General features: G+C 62.7%; 15 protein-coding genes and 1 pseudogene. All 16 read right to left on the bottom strand.

Annotated elements, in window-relative coordinates:
* A pseudogene (locus QZ307_RS01870) lies at positions 1–506 on the bottom strand (GTPase HflX); the annotation flags it as partial.
* Between the two features lie 156 nt (positions 507–662).
* Positions 663–1,610, bottom strand: coding sequence for a tRNA (adenosine(37)-N6)-dimethylallyltransferase MiaA (gene miaA / locus QZ307_RS01865; protein ID WP_295994966.1), 948 nt, complete (start codon positions 1,608–1,610; stop codon positions 663–665).
* On the bottom strand, positions 1,597–2,961 hold the full coding sequence (gene miaB / locus QZ307_RS01860; protein ID WP_295994963.1) for a tRNA (N6-isopentenyl adenosine(37)-C2)-methylthiotransferase MiaB: 1,365 nt from the start codon (positions 2,959–2,961) through the stop codon (positions 1,597–1,599). The genes miaA and miaB overlap by 14 nt, the downstream gene beginning before the upstream one ends.
* A gap of 11 nt (positions 2,962–2,972) precedes the next feature.
* A complete protein-coding gene (locus QZ307_RS01855) occupies positions 2,973–3,269 on the bottom strand; it encodes a stage V sporulation protein S (RefSeq protein WP_300629469.1) in 297 nt (98 codons plus the stop codon).
* A gap of 168 nt (positions 3,270–3,437) precedes the next feature.
* The gene (locus QZ307_RS01850; protein ID WP_295994955.1) at positions 3,438–4,523 is read right to left on the bottom strand and encodes an ATP-binding protein; all 1,086 of its coding nucleotides are present in this window, start codon (positions 4,521–4,523) and stop codon (positions 3,438–3,440) included.
* Positions 4,524–4,526: 3 nt separating this feature from the next.
* Entirely contained in the window at positions 4,527–6,113 is a 1,587-nt protein-coding gene (gene rny, locus QZ307_RS01845; RefSeq protein ID WP_295994953.1) for a ribonuclease Y, read from the bottom strand.
* A 251-nt stretch (positions 6,114–6,364) separates the two neighbouring features.
* Positions 6,365–6,925: a RecX family transcriptional regulator gene (locus QZ307_RS01840; protein WP_295994950.1), complete on the bottom strand. Its 561-nt coding sequence runs from the start codon at positions 6,923–6,925 to the stop codon at positions 6,365–6,367.
* Between the two features lie 140 nt (positions 6,926–7,065).
* Positions 7,066–8,121: a recombinase RecA gene (gene recA / locus QZ307_RS01835; RefSeq protein WP_295994947.1), complete on the bottom strand. Its 1,056-nt coding sequence runs from the start codon at positions 8,119–8,121 to the stop codon at positions 7,066–7,068.
* A 237-nt stretch (positions 8,122–8,358) separates the two neighbouring features.
* A complete protein-coding gene (pgsA, locus tag QZ307_RS01830; protein WP_295994945.1) occupies positions 8,359–9,555 on the bottom strand; it encodes a CDP-diacylglycerol--glycerol-3-phosphate 3-phosphatidyltransferase in 1,197 nt (398 codons plus the stop codon).
* A gap of 6 nt (positions 9,556–9,561) precedes the next feature.
* The gene (gene rimO / locus QZ307_RS01825; RefSeq protein WP_295994942.1) at positions 9,562–10,941 is read right to left on the bottom strand and encodes a 30S ribosomal protein S12 methylthiotransferase RimO; all 1,380 of its coding nucleotides are present in this window, start codon (positions 10,939–10,941) and stop codon (positions 9,562–9,564) included.
* A 13-nt stretch (positions 10,942–10,954) separates the two neighbouring features.
* Positions 10,955–11,452, bottom strand: a complete 498-nt coding sequence (locus QZ307_RS01820) for a YajQ family cyclic di-GMP-binding protein (protein ID WP_275207826.1) — start codon at positions 11,450–11,452, stop codon at positions 10,955–10,957.
* Positions 11,453–11,497: 45 nt separating this feature from the next.
* A complete protein-coding gene (locus tag QZ307_RS01815) occupies positions 11,498–12,685 on the bottom strand; it encodes a helix-turn-helix transcriptional regulator (RefSeq protein WP_295994938.1) in 1,188 nt (395 codons plus the stop codon).
* A 41-nt stretch (positions 12,686–12,726) separates the two neighbouring features.
* The gene (locus QZ307_RS01810; RefSeq protein WP_295994935.1) at positions 12,727–15,321 is read right to left on the bottom strand and encodes a DNA translocase FtsK; all 2,595 of its coding nucleotides are present in this window, start codon (positions 15,319–15,321) and stop codon (positions 12,727–12,729) included.
* Positions 15,322–15,327: 6 nt separating this feature from the next.
* A complete protein-coding gene (locus QZ307_RS01805) occupies positions 15,328–17,229 on the bottom strand; it encodes a ribonuclease J (protein WP_295994932.1) in 1,902 nt (633 codons plus the stop codon).
* An 84-nt stretch (positions 17,230–17,313) separates the two neighbouring features.
* On the bottom strand, positions 17,314–18,216 hold the full coding sequence (gene dapA, locus QZ307_RS01800; protein WP_295994928.1) for a 4-hydroxy-tetrahydrodipicolinate synthase: 903 nt from the start codon (positions 18,214–18,216) through the stop codon (positions 17,314–17,316).
* Positions 18,217–18,911: 695 nt separating this feature from the next.
* Positions 18,912–19,679 (bottom strand): 4-hydroxy-tetrahydrodipicolinate reductase, encoded by a 768-nt coding sequence (gene dapB, locus QZ307_RS01795; RefSeq protein ID WP_295994923.1) that lies wholly within the window; start codon positions 19,677–19,679, stop codon positions 18,912–18,914.
* Between the last annotated feature and the right edge of the window lie 51 nt (positions 19,680–19,730).

The raw sequence follows: 19,730 nt of genomic DNA, 5'->3' as shown, positions 1-19,730 counted from the left end.
CCGACGCCACCGCCCATGCGGTTCGAGGCCAAGTGGGCCCACATGCCGCGCAGGCGGGGGTACAGGTACTGGTTCTGGGCCAGGCGCACCTGCAGACGACCCTCTTTCGAGGTGGCGTGCAGGGCGAAGATGTCGAGGATGAGGGCGGTGCGGTCAATGACCTTCACTGACTTGTCCATGATTTTCTCAAGGTTGGCCTGCTGGGACGGCGTGAGCTCATCGTCGAAAACGACGAGATCGGCCTCGTGGGCACGAGCCAATTCGGCAATTTCCTCGGCCTTGCCCGAACCTACGAACGTACGGGGATTGGGAGCGTCGAGCTTTTGCGTCGTGAAGGCCACCGTATCGGCGCCGGCGGTGTCGGCAAGACGCTCGAGCTCGGCCATGGATGAGCCCAGGGGCCATTCAAGACCCGGACGATCCACGCCCACCAGCACAGCGCGCTCGCGGCGCTCTTCGGCCAGAGTGGCCGGTCCTTTTTGAATAACGGAAGAGTATTCAGTCATAGTCCATGCTCCTTCTCTTGTAACGACGGGAATACCAAATGAAGCGGTTGGTGAAAGTCGTTACAGGCGCATGGGCATCACTCCTCGATCGGCACCAAAAGGGTGCGGGACAAGTGTTCCGTATAATAGCACAACCCGCGGAAAAGGCCAGTTCTCTCATACGGGAAGCGCTGACCTATCGAGCTGCGCGAGGATTTCCCGGCTCATGCGCTGGATGTCTCCATCATCGGCGTCGATCCAGTGTATTCGGCTATCTCGTCGGAACCAGGTGCGTTGGCGCTTTGCGTAGCGGCGTGTGGCTTGCTTGATGCTCTCAACGGCTTCGTCCAGCGTGCAGCGCCCTTCAAGCGCTTCGACAATCTCCTTGTAGCCGATGGCCTGGGGCGCCGTGACTCCTTGGCGAAAGCCGTCTGCTAACAGCCCCTTGACCTCGTTGAGCAAACCTTGCTCCATCATGGCGTCGACGCGGCGGTTGATGCGCTCATTGAGGATAGCGGGATCAACCGCTAGTCCGAACTGCACCGAGGGAAGATAGGACGGAATATGGGACAGCTGCTCCTTTTGCCGCGCGTAGGAGCCCCCCTCTTCCAGCAGCTCGAAGGCGCGCACTACGCGGCGCACGTTGTTGGGATGCACTACCGCGGCGCTTTCCGGGTCGCGTTCCTGCAGGAGGCGCCACAGGGCCTCGTTGCCGTGGGTCGCGGCGTAGGCGGTATAGCGATCGCGCACCGGATTGGCCACCTGATCGCCAGTGGGAAATTGGTAATCGTCGATAACGGCGCGCACATAGAGCCCGGTGCCGCCGCACAGGACAGCCGGGGTTCCCTGATCGTCGAGCTTTTCAATGCAGGTGCGACCGTACTCTTGAAAGAGCGCGGCGCTATAGGGTTCTCCGGGGTTGCGCAGGTCGAAGCCGTAGTGCGGCACAAGGCGCTCGCGGACGGGGAGCTTACCGGTGCCGATGTCCATGCCGCGATAGAGTTGCATGGAGTCAGCACTGATCACGGCGCCGTCTAGCGCAAGGGCCACCTGCTGGGCCACGTCGGTCTTGCCGCTGGCCGTGGGACCGACAAGGGCGATAACAGGCGTCTTAAGCGTTTTCATCGGCCACCGTGCCGGCCAGGTACCAAGTGCGTGCTTCGTCGATGGTCACGGGTACCGTCGTGCCGATAAGGTCATCGATGGCGACGCCCAAGGGCAGCGGCGCGTGCACCGTTTGGTTTTTCGGGCTGCGTCCCGCCAGAATGCCGTCGTCGCGCTTGGAAGTGCCCTCCACGAGCACGGGCACTGTTCTCCCCTGCTCGCTCTGGTTGGCCTCGAAAGCCTTGCGCTGCACCAAGTCGACCAAGCGATCGAAGCGATCCTGAATGACCTCGCGCGGAGTGTCGTCTTCCATCTCGGCGGCCGGTGTGCCCTCGCGCTTCGAATAGATAAACGTGAACACTTGGTGGTAGCCTACCTCCTCGACCAGGCGATAGGTTTCCATGAAGTCCTCTTCGGTTTCCCCGGGAAAGCCCACAATGATGTCGGTGGACAGGGCGATGTCGGGAACGACGGCGCGCAGCTTCTCGATAAGCTCAAGGTAATGCTCGCGTGTATAGCGGCGGTTCATGGCCTTCAAAATGCGATTCGAGCCCGATTGCACGGGAAGATGAAGCGCGGGCATGAGCGATCGAAGGGTGCCGAACCGTGCGATGACCTCGTCGGTGAGATCCTTCGGATGGCTGGTGGCGAAGCGCAAACGCTCGATGCCGGTTGCATCGACGGCGTCGAGCACATCGGCAAAACGCGGCGCACCGTAAAGATCGCGCCCGTAGGAGTTCACGTTCTGGCCAAGCAGAGTGATCTCCTTCACACCCGCATCGACGTAGCTTTGAGCCTCCTGGGCGATGTCCTCCAGGGCGCGCGATTTCTCTCGCCCGCGCACATAGGGAACGATGCAGTAGGTGCAGAAGTTGTTGCATCCCACGGTGATAGGCAGCCACGCGGCCCAGTCTTGCTCGCGGTCAGTGGGCAGCGAGGAGGAAAAATCCTCGGCGGCGTCGAGCACCTCGACGCGATGGCCTCCTTCTTGGGCGGCAGCCGTAAGCAGCCCTGGCAAAGAGCCAAGGTTATGGGTGCCGAAGACCACATCGAGATGCGGCAGCTGCTCGGTGAGCTTCTCACCGTCGCGTTGGCCGATGCAGCCACCGACGGCAATGAGGCGCTTAGAGAAGGAGCTGCCATCGCGTACGGGAATGTTTTTCATAGAGGCCACTTGGCCATAGAGGCGCGTATCAGCGGCCTCGCGCACGCAGCAGGTCATGAACGCGACGATGTCCGCCTCTTCGATAGTGTCGACGGGCAGCGCCCCGAGCCCTTCCAGCATGCCGGCAACGCGCTCAGAATCGTGCTTGTTCATTTGGCATCCGAACGTGTGGATGCAGAAGGTGGCTCCTTCGAATACTGAGCTCATAACGGCCGCCGTTACTGAGCTGCTTCGACAGCGACAGCTACCGGCGCCCCTTTGGGCTCGACGGCAAAGCGAATGGCGGTACGGTATTCGCCATCGATGACGATGTCGGCAAAGGAGGGAATGCAGCAGATTTCAATACCCACTGGCGACAGGAAGCCCCGCGAGATGGCCACGGCCTTCACGGCCTGATTGACGGCGCCGGCGCCGACCGCCTGAATTTCAACGGTGGCTCCATCCTTGATCATGCCGGCGATGGCGCCTGCTACCGAGGCAGGAGATGATTTCGAGGAGACCTTGAGGCAGCCGATAGCCGGTCGGGTTTCTGTGGTGCTAGACACGTCACTGATCCTTGTCATTGGTAGTGTATTGAAGCTTGATTCAGAGTGGGTTTTTGTCGAATCAGGGGCAACGGCCTCATCATTGACAGCGTTCATATTCTATCGGTTCGCTGCTCGCGGTGCAACTTCGAGGCGCCCCTAGCGCATCTTCTCCAGGGGGATGGTGATGCGAATGGCCTCAGCGCCGGCTGACACCTCGGGGTCGCCAGTGCCTTCCAAGTAGTAGCGCTCGGCAATGTCGGCCATAACGGCGCGTACCTGGTCTTTTATAAGGGCGATGTCCTCATCGGCCAAGCGCAGTCCACGCTGGTCGCCTCGAGGGGCCTTGCGTGCCTTTCGGTTACTGGGGGCTGCGGGAAAGCTTTCAGCGCGCAGGCGCTCAACAAGGGGCTGCGCTGCGGGAATGGAACCGTCGATGATGCGTCGCGCCGAGCGCGAAGAGAGCTCGAGGCCGAGAGAGGCGCATAAGGCGCTGAGCTGGTCGGGGTCGCTGGCTACAGCCAGACGCTTGACGAGGGGAAGCTCCTCGGGATCGGGGCAGAACGCCCGGGCAGCCGGCGAGAGGGCAGCCATGCCGAAGGCCACTAAGGCCGCGGCGATGTCCGTGGGCGAACCGAGGAACACCTGACAATCGCGGCGATGCTCTAAGGCGAACTCCGCCACGGTGCGCACGATGTTCTTCGGCCCGCGCATGGCGAAGACGCCACCCTCCCCTGCCTCGAAGTGGGGAAACGTGGACTGATCGGTTTTCTCGCCGAGCTGGTTGGTGTCGGTTTCAACGAAAATGCTGGCCCCGTTGCCTTGGGACGAATTCTGCACCCGTGCCACGTGGGCATTCACGGCGATGGAGTAAAGGGCCATGCCGCGGCCGTGCATGCCCCATTTGTCCATATGCGCCGTATCGAGCTTCGAGGTGACGCGCGGCTCGAAGATGCGCTCATGCTGGGAAGCGGGAATGCCGCAGCCGTCATCGATGATGGTCAGTGTGCGAGCGCTCCCTTTCTTTTGCGTGGCCAAGAAGATGTGACGGGCGCCGGCGTCGCGAGCGTTGCGCAAAAGCTCGATAACGATGTCCTCGCTGCTGCGAATATCTTGGGCAGCTTGGCGGCGCTCCGCCTCGGAGCTGCGCAAACGAACGAAGCCGTCCCCGAGGTCGGCTTCGACTCGGAGACGGCTCTCGCCGCATACGGTATCTATGAAGGTGGCCAGCGACGAATCGTCCATGGGCTACTTCGCGTAGTCCACCGCGCGACTCTCGCGGATGACCACAACCTTGACCTGGCCGGGATACTGCATTTCGCTTTCAATTTGGTGAGCGATATCGTGGGCCAAGACCACCGACTGGGCCTCGTCGACCACTTCGGGCTCCACCATGACGCGCACTTCACGACCGGCCTGGATGGCGAAGGTGCGCTCAACGCCCTTGTGGGAGTTGGCGATTTCCTCGAGCTTCTCGAGGCGCTTGATGTAGGCATCGAGGGTTTCCTTGCGGGCGCCGGGGCGCGCCGCGGAAACGGCGTCGGCAGCCTGGATGAGCACGTCGATGACCGAGTTGGGTTCGATGTCGTTGTGGTGGGCCTCGATGGCGTGCACGATTTCGGGACGCTCGCCAAAGCGGCGGGCCAGGTCGGCGCCGATGACGGCGTGGCTGCCCTCCACCTCATGGTCGACGGCTTTGCCCAGGTCGTGCAGAAGGCCGGCGCGCTTCACGGGAATGGGGTCGAGCCCCAGCTCGGCAGCCATAACCCCCGCAAGGTAGGCAACCTCGAGGGAGTGGTTGAGCACGTTCTGGCCGAACGAGGTGCGGTAGCGCAGACGGCCCAGGGTGCGCACGAGCTCGGGATGCAGATCGTGGATGCCCGTGTCGAACGAGGCTTGCTCACCCGCTTCCTGGACGCGCTGGTTGACCAGCGCCACGGCCTTCTCGTAAATCTCCTCGATGCGTGCCGGGTGAATACGGCCATCGGCAATGAGGTTCTCCATGGTGACACGGCCGATTTCGCGGCGCACCGGATCGAAGCAGGAGATGGTGACGCACTCGGGGGTGTCGTCGATGATGAGGTTGGTGCCCGTCATCTGCTCGAACGAGCGAATGTTGCGGCCCTCGCGACCGATGATACGGCCTTTAAGATCGTCGGAGGGAATATGAATGGTAGAGACCGTGCTCTCAGCCGAATGGTCAGCGGCCACGCGCTGAATGGCGAGGCTGAGAATCTCGCGAGCCTTTTTATCGGCCTCGGCCTTCGTGCGCGTTTCGGCGTCGCGAATGATGATGGCGGACTCGCGGGTCACTTCGTCGTGAATGGTCTCGAGGAGCTCTTCTTTGGCCTCCTGGGGGCTCATGCCGGCGGCACGCTCGAGTGCCTGGTTGATTTCGATCTGGGCCTCTTCGCGGTGCCGGGCAATAGCGTTCTCGGCCTCGTCAACCTCGCGCTCGCGACGCTCAACCTGACCTTGGAGCGAGGAAAGCTGGTGTTCGCGAGCATCGAGAGACTCGACGCGGCGATCAAGGGACTCTTCGCGTTGGGACAAGGTTTCCTCGCGTTGAGCCACGCGGCTCTCGGCCGAGCGCACTTCGCGCATGCGCTCTTTATTCTCTTCTTCCATTTCCTGCTTGTAGCGCAGGGCCTGGTCTTTCGCCTCTACGGCAGCCTCACGGCGCAGCGTCTCTGCTTGCTTCTTCGCATCCTCGACAAGAGCCTCGGCCTCACGGCTGGCGTTCTTGCCCGATGCGTTGGAGATAACACGAGAGACGATGAAACCGAGGACCACGCCGACGACGACGCCGATAACGACAATCAGCACGGGATCCATCGCGGATTCCTCCTTTCATCGGGGGTTTCATGCCCCAGTTGAAGTCATAAAAAAAGCCCGAGCAAACGGGCGTGAGCATATACCTCTAAGGATGATGAAATATATGTTTATCTATAGTCAATACCCTCAGGGTATAAAGCTCATAAAGCCACGGTTCAAAGTATAGCGCAACTCAACGACCTGAGGTGCGGCAACTCCTGGAAGAGGGCGTGAAAGACGCTTGAAGACCATAGAACCATGGAAGGGAGGGTCTAGCCTTGCTCCTCAGCCCACTGACGCGCGACGGATCCGGCCACATCGGTGGAGTATCCTTGACCCACGAGTTTGCGGAAGGCGGCATCGCGGGCGTTTTTCGCGCGCGGAGGACGACGACGCAGGAGGGCCAGGGCGCGCTCCCGCTCGACTTCGGGGCCTTGGGCGGCATGTTCCTGCCAAGCATCGAGGGTGGTGGGATCGATGCCAAGTTCCTCTATTTCCTGTTCGGCATCGCGCAGGCCCTTGCCTGCCGCGAGGCGCATGCGGATAAGGGCGTCGCCGTAGCGGCGATCATCAACTAGGTAAAGGCGCTGGGCTTTTTCGAGGGCCTCCTCGATGGCCTGGGAGGGATACTCCTCTTTTCGAAGGCGCTCGCGCAGATAAACGCTCGAGCGTTCCCGCACGCTGATGATACGGAGGATTTTCTGGTAGGCCTCTTGGGCGGTAGGGGCTTCTTCCTCAGGATGCTCGGCTTCATCAAGGGACGATGCAGCGGTGGTGCGGCTTTTAGTGCTGCTTGATGGGCGCACCGTGCTGTGGCGCGGGGCGCCGTGCATGCCGGGTTCTGCATCAGGGTGTCGGCGAGCTGGAACTTCTGCCGAGGGGGACGGGGCAGTGGAAGAGAGGCCATCGCCGCGTTCGATGGCAGCGACGGCCTCTCTCAGTTGATTGAGTATGTCGGCCTGGGAGCCCACGGCTACTTCTTCTTACCCGACTTAGGGGCCGGCGAGAAGGAGTCCTCCCCTTCCCCGCGCTCGATGACGGGGATGTCGAAGGCCTCGCGGACTTTCAGCTCGATTTCCTCACGGAGATCGGGGTTCTCCTTGAGGGTTTGCTTGGCTGCTTCGCGCCCCTGGCCCAGGCGCTCTTCCCCGTAGGTGTACCAGGCACCGGACTTCTTTGCGACGCCGGCCTCGACGGCCATGTCGACAATGCAGCCCTCGCGAGAGATTCCCTCACCGTACATGAGGTCGAACTCGGCTTGGCGGAAGGGCGGCGCTACCTTGTTCTTGACCACTTTGGCGCGCACGCGATTGCCGACAACATCGCCGTTTTGCTTGATGGAGTCGATGCGGCGAATGTCGATGCGAACGCTGGAGAAGAACTTGAGGGCGCGGCCGCCGGTGGTGGTTTCGGGATTGCCGAACATAACGCCGATTTTCTCGCGCAGCTGGTTGATGAAGATGCAGGTGGTGTTCGACTTCGACAGCGAGCCGGCCAGCTTGCGGAGGGCCTGGGACATGAGGCGGGCCTGAAGGCCCACGGTAGTGTCTCCCATTTCGCCCTCGATTTCGGCGCGGGGCACCAGGGCGGCCACCGAGTCGACGATGACGCAGTCGATGGCGCCCGAGCGCACGAGCATATCGCAGATTTCCAGAGCCTGCTCGCCGGTGTCGGGTTGGGAAATGAGCACCTCGTCGATGTCGACGCCGATACGCGCGGCATAGACCGGGTCGAGAGCGTGCTCGGCGTCGATGAAGGCGACGATGCCGCCGAGCGCCTGGGCCTCGGCGAGAATTTGCAGCGCCAAGGTGGTTTTACCGCTGGACTCGGGGCCGTAGATCTCGATGATGCGGCCGCGGGGAACCCCCCCAATGCCCAGAGCGGCATCGAGGGGCAGCGCGCCCGTGGGGATGACGCCGATGTTCAGATCGGCACCGCCTTCGCCCAAGGTCATGATGGAGCCCTTGCCGAACTTGCTTTCAATTTGATCGGTGGTGAGCTTGAGCATTTTCTCTTTATCTTCGTTCATGACCTCTCCTTGTCTGGCCCCAATACGAACAAATGGCCTGGTTTCCTATTATACGAACAAACGTATGTGCGTCAAGAAGTTTTTACGTAGGGCCGTCGTCGCTTTCAACGCGGGCGCATCGTGAAGATACGAGGACGTGATAGGTTCGTCTTTATACCGCTGTTGATTCGCGCCAGAGTCGCATCCCGTTCGTATGCTTAGGATGTGGACAACGTGAGGACGCTGCGCAGCCCAGTTTTACGAGCGGGCCTCGAGGGTGTTAAGAGCGGTTTCCATGGTGTCGAGGGCGGCAAGTACGGTTTGCAAGCGCACCGCCTGGCGTCCTCCCTCGAAATGATAGACCCGCGCCTCGGTGCCTGTCTGGGTAGCGCAGCCAAGCCACACGGTGCCTACGGGTTTGCCCGGCTCAGCTCCCGTCGGGCCGGCGATGCCCGTAACAGAAACAGCGAGATTCGTATGAAGCTCGCGCAGCGACCCGCGGGCCATTTGCAGGGCCACGGTCTCGTCCACCGCACCTTGGCGCGAGAGCACCTCGTCGGAAACGCCCAGGAGCTCCTCTTTTACCTCGTTCACGTAGCTGACAATGCCGCCGCGGACTACGGCGGAGCTGCCGGCTACCGAGGTGAGCATGGCGGCAATGAGGCCGCCGGTGAGGCTTTCGGCGGTGGAGATGGTGACGTTGCGGGCTATGGCCAGCTTGATGACGGCGTCGGCGCGCTCGTCGATGGCCATCTGGAGCGCAGCGATCTCGGTGGGCGAATCGGCGGGGTCGTGGGGCTCGGAGGACGCTTGCGCCGCTTCCGAAGAGCCGCGCAGCAGATGGCGGGCTTTCACGAGGTAATCGAGCATCGACATGATGGTGAGCACCAAGGCGATGATCATAACGAACCAAGCCAGAACGAACATGGGGTTCGTGAAGGCGGCGCCGGCGGTGTTGAAGGTGAGCGAGTCTTTCACTAGGAACAGAATGATGGCGAGAATCTGGAAGACCGTCTTCGCCTTCCCGTACCAGCTTGCCGCGATGACCTCGCCCTTGCTGGCCGCGATCATGCGAATGCCCGACACGATAAACTCGCGGGCCAAGATGATGAGCACGGGCCACCCGGGCAGTACCGCAAGTTCAACCAGGGCAATAAGGGCCGCGGCGACCAGGATCTTGTCGGCCAGCGGGTCCATGAACTTGCCGAAATCGGTTACCTCTCCGCGGCTGCGGGCCAGATACCCGTCGATCCAGTCGGTGCAGGAGATGAGGATGAAGATGGCCGCGGCGATAAGCTGCTTCGCCTCGAGCGTAATGCCGGGCAGTCCGACCCATTCGGGCCACGGGCTGACAATGGCCAAAACGAAGACAGGCACCAGGCAGATGCGTATGAGAGTGACGATATTGGCCGGGGTCCAGAGCTTTTCGGGCGCCGTGGGCTCGATAACGGTCATGGTTGTTTACTCGCCTTCCATCTCGTAGAGAAGCGTGTCGACGATGGTTACCGAAACGCGCTCGCCCACCTCTCCCCTTTCGATAAAAGTAACACCGTCAACTTCCGGTGCCTGGCACTGAGCGCGTCCGTAGCGCTGGCCGTCCTCTTCGACGCCTTCCACAAGGACTTCGTAGGTGCGTCCCACGCGTTCCGCGATGCGCGTTGCACAGGCGGCGTCGGCAGTGTCGCGCAGTATCTGCGCTCGTTCAAGCTTTTCGTTCTCGTCGATTTGATCGGGCAAATCGTAAGCTGCCGTGCCCTCTTCGCGCGAATAGGGAAACACGCCGACGTAATCGAAGGGGGCCTCGGCGACGAAGTCGCACAATTCCTCGAACTGCTCTTCGGTCTCGCCGGGGAAACCGGCGATGAGGGTGGTACGCAGGGTGATGCCGGGAACGGCTTTCTGCACGCGCTCGATAAGCTGCTCGAAGGAGGCTCGCGACCCCGTGCGATTCATGGCGCGCAGAATCGGGGTGCTGACGTGCTGGAGAGGAATATCCAGGTAAGAGCAGATATTGGGTCGAGCGGCCATAACGGCGAGAAGCTCGTCGGTTATGCCCTCCGGTTGCAAGTACATGATGCGGAACCAGGTGTCGGGAAACTGTGCGGCCAAGGTGTCGGCGAGCCACGCCAGACTGCGCTTCTCGGGAAAGTCTTGGCCCCACCGCCCCGTATCTTGGGCGATGAGCACCACTTCCCGGACGCCCTCCTCCTCGACGACGCGACGCGCGTCCTGCTCGATGCGCTCAAAGGGAAAGCTGTGGTAGCGTCCACGAATAAAGGGGATCGTGCAATACGAGCAGTACCGGTCGCATCCGTCGGAGATCTTCACGTAGGCGAAGGGGGCGCCGACCAGTTCGCTGGGTCGGGCGGCGGTAGCGGCCGTCGGCTCTGCAGCGGCTTGGGGGCGAACGAAGGCGGCACGGTCAAGGCCGAGAATACCGTCAGCGACAGCGACGATGTCGTCCTCCTTGCTGCAGGGAACGAAAGCCCGTGCTTCTTCCAGCTCGTCGGCCAGGTCATCGCCGTAGCGCGCCGGCATACAGCCAGCGACGACAATAGCGGCGTCGCCGCAGCTCACGCGCGGCAGCGAAGCGGCCTCGAAGATAGCCTCGAGGCTTTCTTCGGTGGCCGACTGAATAAAGGAGCAGGTGTTGATGATGACGATATCGGCCTCGTCGGGAGCGGCGCTGACGCGATAGCCTGCCGCTTCGAGGGCTCGGGCCATGGCGGCGGAGTCAACCTCGTTCTTGGCGCAGCCAAGAGTGACAAAGCTGACCGTGCCGCAGGCGGTGTCGTCGGTGCACAGTGGAGCTGCGTGCCCCTGAGGGGCTGCCGATGCCATAGAGCGCCGAAACCTAGCGGTAGTTGACGTACTGGAGGGGCTGGCCGTAGTCCTGGCCCTTAAGGAAGGCGATGACCTCCTGCAAGGTGTCGCGGGAGGCGGAGCTCACTCGCAGCTTGTCGCCCTCGATGGTGACCTTGCACTTGAGCTTCTGGGCCTTGATGTCCTTGTTGATCTTGCCGGCCGTCTCTTTGTCGATGCCGTCGACAATGGTGGCCACGCGGCGCACCGAGCCGCCGGTGGCGGCAATGGGGTCGCCCCAGGACACGGCGGTCAGATCGATGCCGCGCTTGATGAGCTTCGAGCCGATGACGTCGATGACCTGGCCGGCGACAAAATCGGCCGGCGCGCTGACCGTCATGGTGCGGCCGTTCTTGTCGAGGGTGATCTCGGCGCCGGAGTCCTTCAGGTCGTAGCGCTGGGCCAGCTCCTTGCGAGCCTGCTGGAAAGCGTTGTCTACTTCTTGCATGTCGACGGTGGATACGACGTCAAAGCTGGATTCTTTTGCCATGGATATACCTTTCTTGCAAATAGGGAGCTGATGCGAAATGCGAGGTTATGCGTTGTCGGAGGCAGCGCTGTCCGTGCCGTCGCTATCGGAAGCATCGCCGCTGTCCGAAGAGCTGGTGTCGGTGCTGTCGCCGGAGCCTGCCGTGGAGCTGTCGTCGCCCTCGTCGGACTGCCCGGCCGCATCGCCGCTGGAGTCATCGTCGGCAGCATCGGAGTCTTTGGTCGTGTCGTCCTTCGCGCTGCTGACGCCGTTGTCCTTGCGCCACTGCTCGAGAACGTCTTCGAAGTTGACCGTGTAGGAGTAAACGCCGTTCTCGTTGGGGCTGGTAAGCTTCACCTCTTCGCCGTCGACCGAGATTTTGACGTTGTCGGGGCTCGTCGTCACGAAGCGCAGGGTGTCGGTGACGTCTTCGTCCCCGGTGTCGGGACCCGTGACGGTTTCAGCCATGATGGTCTTGTCGTCCTTGTAGATCTCGATGTAGGCCTCTTTGCCGTCGAGCACTTCCCAGGTGAACTTTGCGCTGGTGGGAGCTACGGGCTCCACCGAGGGGGTGGCGGTGTTGGAAGCATCGCCGCTGCCTGAAGTGGTGCTGGCGGAATTGGCCATGCCGGAAATGGGAATGGTCGGGGTATCCTCGGCCTCGCCCCCGCGGTTGCCGAACGCAAGCACGATGACGAGCACGAGCAGGCCCACGATAATGGCGCCGACAATGATGAGCGGCAGCATGGAGCCGAAGTTGGCCGCAATGCCCGGAGCCTGACGCCCCTGGACCAAGTTGGTGTACTGAGGCTGGGGAGCTGCGCCGCGGGAAGAGCGACCGCCGGTGCTGTCGTAGCTCCGTGAACGGTTGGAGCGGTTGCTCGGCATTTCAAGAGTTTCAGTGCGGCGCCCGGAACGGGAGGAGCCGCTGCGGCTGCCGGAGCGATCATAGCTGCGCTCGGAGCTATGGCTGCGGTCGGGACGGTCGTAGGGGCGGCGTCCCGTCTCGAACTGGTAGGCCTCGTCGCGATAGGCGCGGGTAACCTCGGACGGGTTCAGCCCCACCAGACGGGCGTAGGCACCCACCATGTTGGAGGTGTAGCCGCGCGGGGGCATGCGCGCGAAGTCGCCATCTTCAATGGCTCGCAGAATATCGGGGCGAATGCGCAGTTTGCGCGCTGCGGTAGAGAGGTCAAGCCCTTTGCGCTCGCGAGCGTTTCTGAGCATGTCTCCAAAGGAAGTCTGTCTCGCCACAGTGTGTCTCCTCTATTCGGTCGCAGCTGGTAGGCTGCGAGTTAAAAGTCTTCCATCTCGTCGTGGGTCTCGAAGGCCTTGAGCGTCTCGAGCTCCATCTCATCGACGAGGACTTCGCGGGGGCGGCTGCCGTTGGCCGGGCCCACAATGCCCTTTTCTTCCAATTGATCCATTATACGTCCTGCGCGGGCATATCCGACCTTCAAGCGGCGCTGAAGATTGGATGTCGAGCCCAAACCGCTTGAAACCACCACATCGGCAGCCTCCCAGATGAGCGGATCGTCATCCTCGGAGCCGCCGTCGCCGGCCGGCGAGCTGTCGCCGAGGGTGACCACATTGGTCTTCAGGATCTCATCGTGATACTCGGGCTCGCCCTGGGACTTGAGGTGCGCCACCACAGCGGCAATTTCCTCATCGGAGACGAAAGGACCCTGAACGCGCACGGGCTTGGGGTACTCGGGCATGCCGATGAGCAGATCGCCGTGGCCGATGAGGTTCTCGGCGCCAACGGAGTCGAGGATGACGCGCGAGTCGATGCCCGAGGCAACGGTAAGGCCGATGCGGCAGGTGATATTAGCCTTGATGAGGCCCGTCACCACATTGGTGGAGGGGCGCTGGGTGGCGATGATGAGGTGGATGCCGGCAGCACGGGCCAGCTGGGCGATACGGCTGATGGAGAACTCCACCTCTTTGCCCACGTTCATCATGAGGTCGGCCAGCTCGTCGATGACGATGACAATGTAGGGAATGGGCTCGCCGTAGGGATTCTCTGGCGGCTCCTCCCCTGCCTTCTCGGCGGCCGCGTCGGCCTCTTGGGCCGCCCGGGCCTTCTCGTTGAACGAGATGATGTTGCGCACGCCGCATTTGGAGAACATCTTAAGGCGCCGCTCCATTTCGGCAACGGCCCACGACAGCGCGCTGGAGGCCTCGCGGCATTCGGTGACCACGGGCACGTACAAATGAGGAATGCCCTCGTAAGGGGCGAACTCCACGCGCTTCGGGTCGACCATGATGAAGCGCACCTCGGCGGGGGTGGCGCGCTTGAGAATGGACATGATCATGCCGTTGACCTCGACGGACTTACCAGAGCCCGTGGTGCCGGCAATGAGCACATGGGGCATCTTCGCCAGGTCGTGGACGATGGAATGCCCCTCGACGTCCTCGCCAATGGCCACTTGCAGGGGCCCTTCGCCGGCCGAGGCCAGCACGTCCGACAAGTAGACCATCTGCCGCTTGCGGTTGGGCACCTCGATGCCCACGTAGTTGGTGCCGGGAATGGGAGCGAAGATGCGCACGCCCGGGGCCGCCAGAGCCAGGGCGATATCGTCGGTGAGGTTGGTGACCTTGCTGACGCGCACACCGGAGGGCAAATCGACCTTGAACAGGGTGACCGTAGGGCCTTCGACCCAGCCCACTACCGTGGCCATAACGCCGAAGTCCTCGAGGGTGCCCTGCAGCTCGAGAGCTACCTCGCGCAGCTCTTCTTCAGTAGAACCGCGACGGGCTCCCCCGCCCGTGGAAAGAAGCGACATGGGCGGCAACTCGAAGCCGTCTTTCGAGCGCGGCTTCTCCGGCTCGGACTTAGCGGCCTTCTTTCGCGGGGCGCGCTTCGGGGCAGCCGCGGGTTTCTCCTCAGGCTTCGGCTGATTGCGCTTGCCCAGTTTGCGCGTAAGCGGTGCGGCGGGCTCGGTGGCTGAAATGTCCTCGATCTTCGCCGTAGCATGCGGGTCGGGGGGGACGATGGGCACGAATTGCGCGGGTTCCTCGGCCCCGAGCTTCTGGGTGAGAGCGCCCTCGGAAGCATTGATGCGTCCCGTGCGGGGGCGGCGCGGCTCTTCGAAGGGCAGCCGCGACGTAAGAGCGGCGGGATTGACGGTCGTGGGATCGGTGTTGCCGGCCATGATGCGCGCCGGTGCCGGCGTCTCTTCCGAGGCGCGGCTGCCGCGATGCGCGCGGCCCAGAAGAGCGTCGGCCATGCCGGGCATACCGCCCTCGGGGATGCCCGGGTGATGCGTCGCGCGGAACTTCTCAATGAAGGCAGAAACGGAAAAACCGATGATGATGACGCCGAACAAGGCTAGTCCCAGCATGATGACGCAGGAGATAATCTGGCCGAAGAGCGTAAGGCCCACCCAAGCGAGCGCCGCGCCGACATAGCCGCCGTGGGACACCAGGGCGTTGTGGTCGAACAGGAAGGCCGGTCCCTGGGCGCCTACGGGGGTGAACAGGGCGATGATGGCCAGCAGGGCGATGAGAATGAGCGCCAGGCCAATGGCGATGCGCAGGGACATGCGCTGATGGTCGAGGCGATAGAGGATAGAGGCACCGATGGCCACGAGGAAGAAGGGCAGCAGATAGCAGCCGATGCCGAACACCAGGTGCAGCGCGTCGGAGAGGAACGAGGTGACAATGGCGCCCGAGGGAGCCACGGCGGCAATGAACAGCACGATGCCGAGAATGACAAAGCCCACGCCGATGATGTCGCGGCGCGTGCGATCGTCGAAGACACGGGGCTCTTCCGCCGCCGCGGCCCGACTCCGGGCAGCGGAGCGGCGCGTACCGCTTTTGGGAGTGCCGCCGCTTGCCGCTGCCCGCGTTTTCGTTGCCTTCTGGCTTTGCTGAGAGTGTCGCGCCACGCTTGCCTAGACCTCCAGGATGTTCACGACAACCATGGGGCGCTGCTTGGTGCGCTCCCACAGCAGGGACAGCAGAGCGTCGCGCGCTACCTTGCGCAGCTCCTTGATGCCGCCGCCCTTGGACAGGCAGCGCTTGAGCGCATTGGTGACGGTGGTAGCGGCCTCTTGGGTGAGGTAGTGGTCGTCGCCGCCAGTGATACCGTGCATAGACACCTGCACGTCGGCCTCCAGGGCGCGCTTCTTCATGTCGATGGCCACGGCCACACTGGCAAAGCCCTGGTTGCCGAGGGTGTTACGCTCGTCGAGCACGTCCTGGGACGTGTCGCCCACCGACAGTCCGTCCACGTAGACAATGCCCGAAGGCACGCCCTCACCGCGGGCGACGCCGCGGGCGGACAGCTCCAGGGAGTCGCCGTTCTCCATCACGTAGATGTTGTCGGGATCGACGCCGGTGGCCTCGGCCAGCTTGGCATGGGCGCGCAGGTGGGTGGCCTCGCCATGAACCGGCATGAAGTTCTTCGGCTTCACGATGGACAGCATGATCTTCAGCTCTTCGGCCCCAGCGTGGCCCGACACATGCACGCGGGCGCGGCTCTTGTCGTACACGTCGGCGCCGATTTTCGCCAGCTGGTTGATGACGCGGGTGACGGCCTTCTCGTTGCCGGGAACCGGTGTGGCCGAGATGATGACGGTGTCGCCCTCTTCGATCTCGATGGTCTTGTGCTCGCCGTTGGCGATGCGGGCCAGGGCCGACAGCGGCTCGCCCTGGGAACCGGTGCACATGATGACCACCTGCTCAGGCGGAATGCCCTTGAGGTCGTAGGCGTCGATGAGGTTATCGTCGGAGATGTTGAGGTAGCCCAGGCGACGGGCAATGTCGGTGTTCTGGATCATGGAGCGACCCGTCACCACCACCTTGCGGCCGTTCTTCACCGCGGCGTCGCAGATTTGCTGCATGCGGTGAATGTGGCTGGCGAAGGAGGCGATGATGACGCGGCCCTTGGCCTGGGAGATGATCTGCTCCAGGGTCTTCCCTACCTCGGCCTCCGACGGCGTGAAGTTGGGGTTGGTGGCGTTGGTGGAGTCGCTCATCATAAGATCGACGCCCTGGTCGGAGAAGCGCGCCAAGGCACCGAAATCGGTGGTGACGCCGTCGATGGGCGTCTGGTCGAGCTTGAAGTCGCCGGTGTGCAGCACGTTGCCGGCGGGGCTTTGGATGAACAGGCCCACGGCACCGGGGATGGAGTGGTTCACGGCGAAGAAGTCCACCTTGAAGCAGCCTAGTTTGATGTCGTCGCCGGGCTTGATCTCGATGAGCTTCGCGTTCTTGATGCGGTGCTCGGCGAACTTGCCCTCGATGAGGCCCAGGGTGAGCTTCGTGGCGTAGATGTTCACCGTGCGGTCGAGGTCTTTCAGCAGGTACGGCAAGGTGCCGGTGTGGTCCTCGTGGCCGTGGGTGATGATGATGCCGCGCAGCTTGTCGGCGTTCTCCAGCACGTAGGTGTAGTCGGGCAGGATAAGGTCGATGCCCGGATGGTCGTCGTCGGGGAACATGAGGCCGGCGTCGTCGAGGATCATGTCGCCGTTGCACTCGAAGGCGGTCATGTTCTTGCCGATGGCATCCAAGCCGCCCAGGGGGATGATCTTCAGCTTGGCGTTCGGATCCTTCTGGGCCTTGGAGCCACGGCGCGACTTTTGGCCGGAGGGGCGCTGCCCGTCCTTCGCCTCTGCGGCTTCACCGCGAGAGAGCTGGGGGCGCTTGCGCTCGAGGTTCACGCGCTTGAAAGACGTGTTGTTCTTGCGCTTGTCGGAGCGACGGCCGTTGTTGGTGCGGCCGTTGGCGTTCTTGCCGTTGCTCTGGTTCTGATCGTTGGAGCGATCAGGCTGTTCGTTCTTTTGGTTGGTCATGTAGTACCTTTTCTTTCTAACGTATCTGAAAAACGCCGGCCCGAAGGGGTCGGACCGGCGTTCACGGTGCAAAAGATGCCGGCGCTAGTCCAGCACGCCCACCTCGCGCATGATGCCAGCGAGGCGACGAGACTGCTCGGGGGTGGCGTCGACCAAGGGCAGGCGCACACCGCCCACGGGGAAGCCGATGAGGCTGAGCGCCTCCTTCACCAGGATGGGGTTCGAAGTTTCGAACAGGCCCTTCATAAGCGGCATAAGAGCCTCGTTGGCCGCTTCCGCCTCGTCCCACTCCTCGCGGGCGCACAGGGTGACGATTTCCTTCATGCGCTCGGGAGCCACGTTGCCGATGGTGGAGATGACGCCCGCACCGCCGAGCTTCATGATGTCGAGGGTGGCGGAGTCGTCGCCGGAGTAGACATCGAAGTTGTCGGGCGCGTTGTCGATGATGAACTTCACCTGGTCGAGATCGCCCGAGGCCTCCTTGATGGCCACGATATTGTCGAAATTGTGGGCCAGGCGCAGGGTGGTTTCCGCTTCCATGTTGATGGAGCAGCGTCCGGGAATGTTGTACAGGATGATGGGCAGCTCCACATTGGAGGCGATGGTCTTGAAGTGCTGGTACAGGCCCTCTTGCGGAGGCTTGTTGTAGTAGGGCACCACACACATGAAACCGTCGACGCCGAGCTTCTGGGCATCCTGGGCGAAGTACACCGTGTCGGCGGTGCAGTTGTCGCCCACGTTGGCGATGACGGGCACGCGCCCGTTGACCGCCTTCACCACGGCGCGGAACAGCTCGAGCTTCTGCGGATAGAACACCGTGGGGCTCTCGCCCGTGGTGCCGTTGATGATGAGCGCATCGGAGCCGCCGCGCACGAGACGATCGGCCAGCTGCTGGGCGCGGTCAAGGTCGAGTTCCAGATCCTGGTTGAACGGGGTGACCATGGCCGGAATCATGCGGCCGAAGCGGGGATCGCGTTTGAACTGCATAGATGCCTCTCCTCATCGGATTGACGCAGGGCTGCTGCGTGGGATTGTGCCTAACTAACTTAGGTATTATGCCACTGATGTTCGCAGGAGGAAACATCAGCGGCGCGAGTACGTCAAACCCACAAGCTAACGGCACCGATCTGCAACTCTGCCGCCTCCCCCCCCCTGTTCGGCTGAAGCCGGCTTCGAGTGTCCTTTGCTGATCGATTCGCCTCATCTGTCCGCGGACGGCTCCCGACATTCTTCTCTGATAAGTTTAATCCCGCCTGTCCGCCGACGGGACGCGCAACCCCCTCCGGGCACGCGCCGCTCCGCTGCTCGGCCTGCGGCCTCGTGCGCTGCGCTCCCTCATGCATTTATGGGCGATCTGCGATCGCGTTAAATATGGTGTTCAGACGGTGCCCTGCGGGGGTTCCGCGCCCCGTCGGCTTCTCAAAGGGTTTTGAAACCTGTCTCAGTAGCGGGCGGCTCCCGGCATCCCCGCAGGGCACCGTCTGAACACTAACTTGAAACGCGGCCGAAGGCCGCAATGTGAATGCATGAGGGAGCGGAGCGCCCGAGCGAAGCGAGCCAGCGGAGCGGCGCGTGCCCGGAGGGGATGCCGGGAGCCGCCCGCGGACGAGTGGATATGTCCGAAGTGGCGTGATGGAAAGCGCGCCAAAAGCAAAAGGGCCGCTTATCGCGGCCCCAGAGTGTTAGTCCATGAAGGTTTCGAGGCCGATGATGAGGCCTTCTCGCTCCCCTACGCTGCGAATGCCCAGCAGAACGCCGGGCATGTAGGACGTGCGGTCCCAGGAGTCGTGGCGGATGGTGAGGGTTTGCCCCAGTGAGCCGAAGATGACTTCCTGGCTGGCCACGAAGCCCATGGAGCGCACGGAATGCACGGGCACGCCGTCCACCAGGGCGCCACGAGCACCATCCGCTCCCTCAATTTCGGTCTCGCGGCCGGGCGCTTCGGAGACACGAGGGGCGCGAGCTTCGGCGATCATTTGCGCGGTGCGCACGGCGGTGCCGGAAGGGGCGTCCTTCTTGTTGCAGTGGTGGTACTCGATGACCTCGGCCTCGGGGAAGTACGGGGCGGCGGCCTTCGCAAACTCCATCATAAGCACGGCGCCCGTGGTGAAGTTGGGGGCGAAGAACAGGCAAGCGCCGTTAGTGGCCGTGGCGGCCAGCTCCTCGAGCTTCTCGGTGGCCAGGCCGGTGGTGCCTACGACGCAGTTCACGCCGCGCGGCAGGGCCACGGCCAGGTTGTTAGCCACCACGGAGGGCTGGGTGAAGTCCACCAACACGTCAGGTGTGACGGTGTCCAGGGCCTCTTCCACGGTGGCGAACACTGGGAAGGGGGCCTCCTTGGCATGGGGATCGATGCCGCAGACCACCTGCATGTCATCAGCAGCGGTGACGGCGTCGACGACGGCCGAGCCCATGCGGCCGGCATAGCCAGCGACAGCTACGTTGATCATAGGAGTCTCCTCTCAAAGAAGAGAGGGCGGCTTGGCGGCCGCCCTCGAAGT

This window comes from uncultured Adlercreutzia sp., assembly GCA_910585575.1.
GTDB lineage: Bacteria > Actinomycetota > Coriobacteriia > Coriobacteriales > Eggerthellaceae > Adlercreutzia.
Note: the sequence above shows the minus strand (reverse complement) of the source record. Positions and strands in the feature narration are given on the sequence as shown.

Coding starts and splice junctions, on each gene's coding strand:
- QZ307_RS01820 (WP_275207826.1), bottom strand. CDS start 11,452: ATGGCAAAAGAATCCAGCTTTGACGTCGTATCCACCGTCGACATGCAA.
- recA (WP_295994947.1), bottom strand. CDS start 8,121: ATGAACGAAGATAAAGAGAAAATGCTCAAGCTCACCACCGATCAAATT.
- dapB (WP_295994923.1), bottom strand. CDS start 19,679: ATGATCAACGTAGCTGTCGCTGGCTATGCCGGCCGCATGGGCTCGGCC.
- miaA (WP_295994966.1), bottom strand. CDS start 1,610: ATGAAAACGCTTAAGACGCCTGTTATCGCCCTTGTCGGTCCCACGGCC.
- dapA (WP_295994928.1), bottom strand. CDS start 18,216: ATGCAGTTCAAACGCGATCCCCGCTTCGGCCGCATGATTCCGGCCATG.
- pgsA (WP_295994945.1), bottom strand. CDS start 9,555: ATGACCGTTATCGAGCCCACGGCGCCCGAAAAGCTCTGGACCCCGGCC.
- QZ307_RS01840 (WP_295994950.1), bottom strand. CDS start 6,925: ATGCACGGCGCCCCGCGCCACAGCACGGTGCGCCCATCAAGCAGCACT.
- miaB (WP_295994963.1), bottom strand. CDS start 2,961: ATGAGCTCAGTATTCGAAGGAGCCACCTTCTGCATCCACACGTTCGGA.
- QZ307_RS01850 (WP_295994955.1), bottom strand. CDS start 4,523: ATGGACGATTCGTCGCTGGCCACCTTCATAGATACCGTATGCGGCGAG.
- rny (WP_295994953.1), bottom strand. CDS start 6,113: ATGGATCCCGTGCTGATTGTCGTTATCGGCGTCGTCGTCGGCGTGGTC.
- rimO (WP_295994942.1), bottom strand. CDS start 10,941: ATGGCATCGGCAGCCCCTCAGGGGCACGCAGCTCCACTGTGCACCGAC.
- QZ307_RS01805 (WP_295994932.1), bottom strand. CDS start 17,229: ATGACCAACCAAAAGAACGAACAGCCTGATCGCTCCAACGATCAGAAC.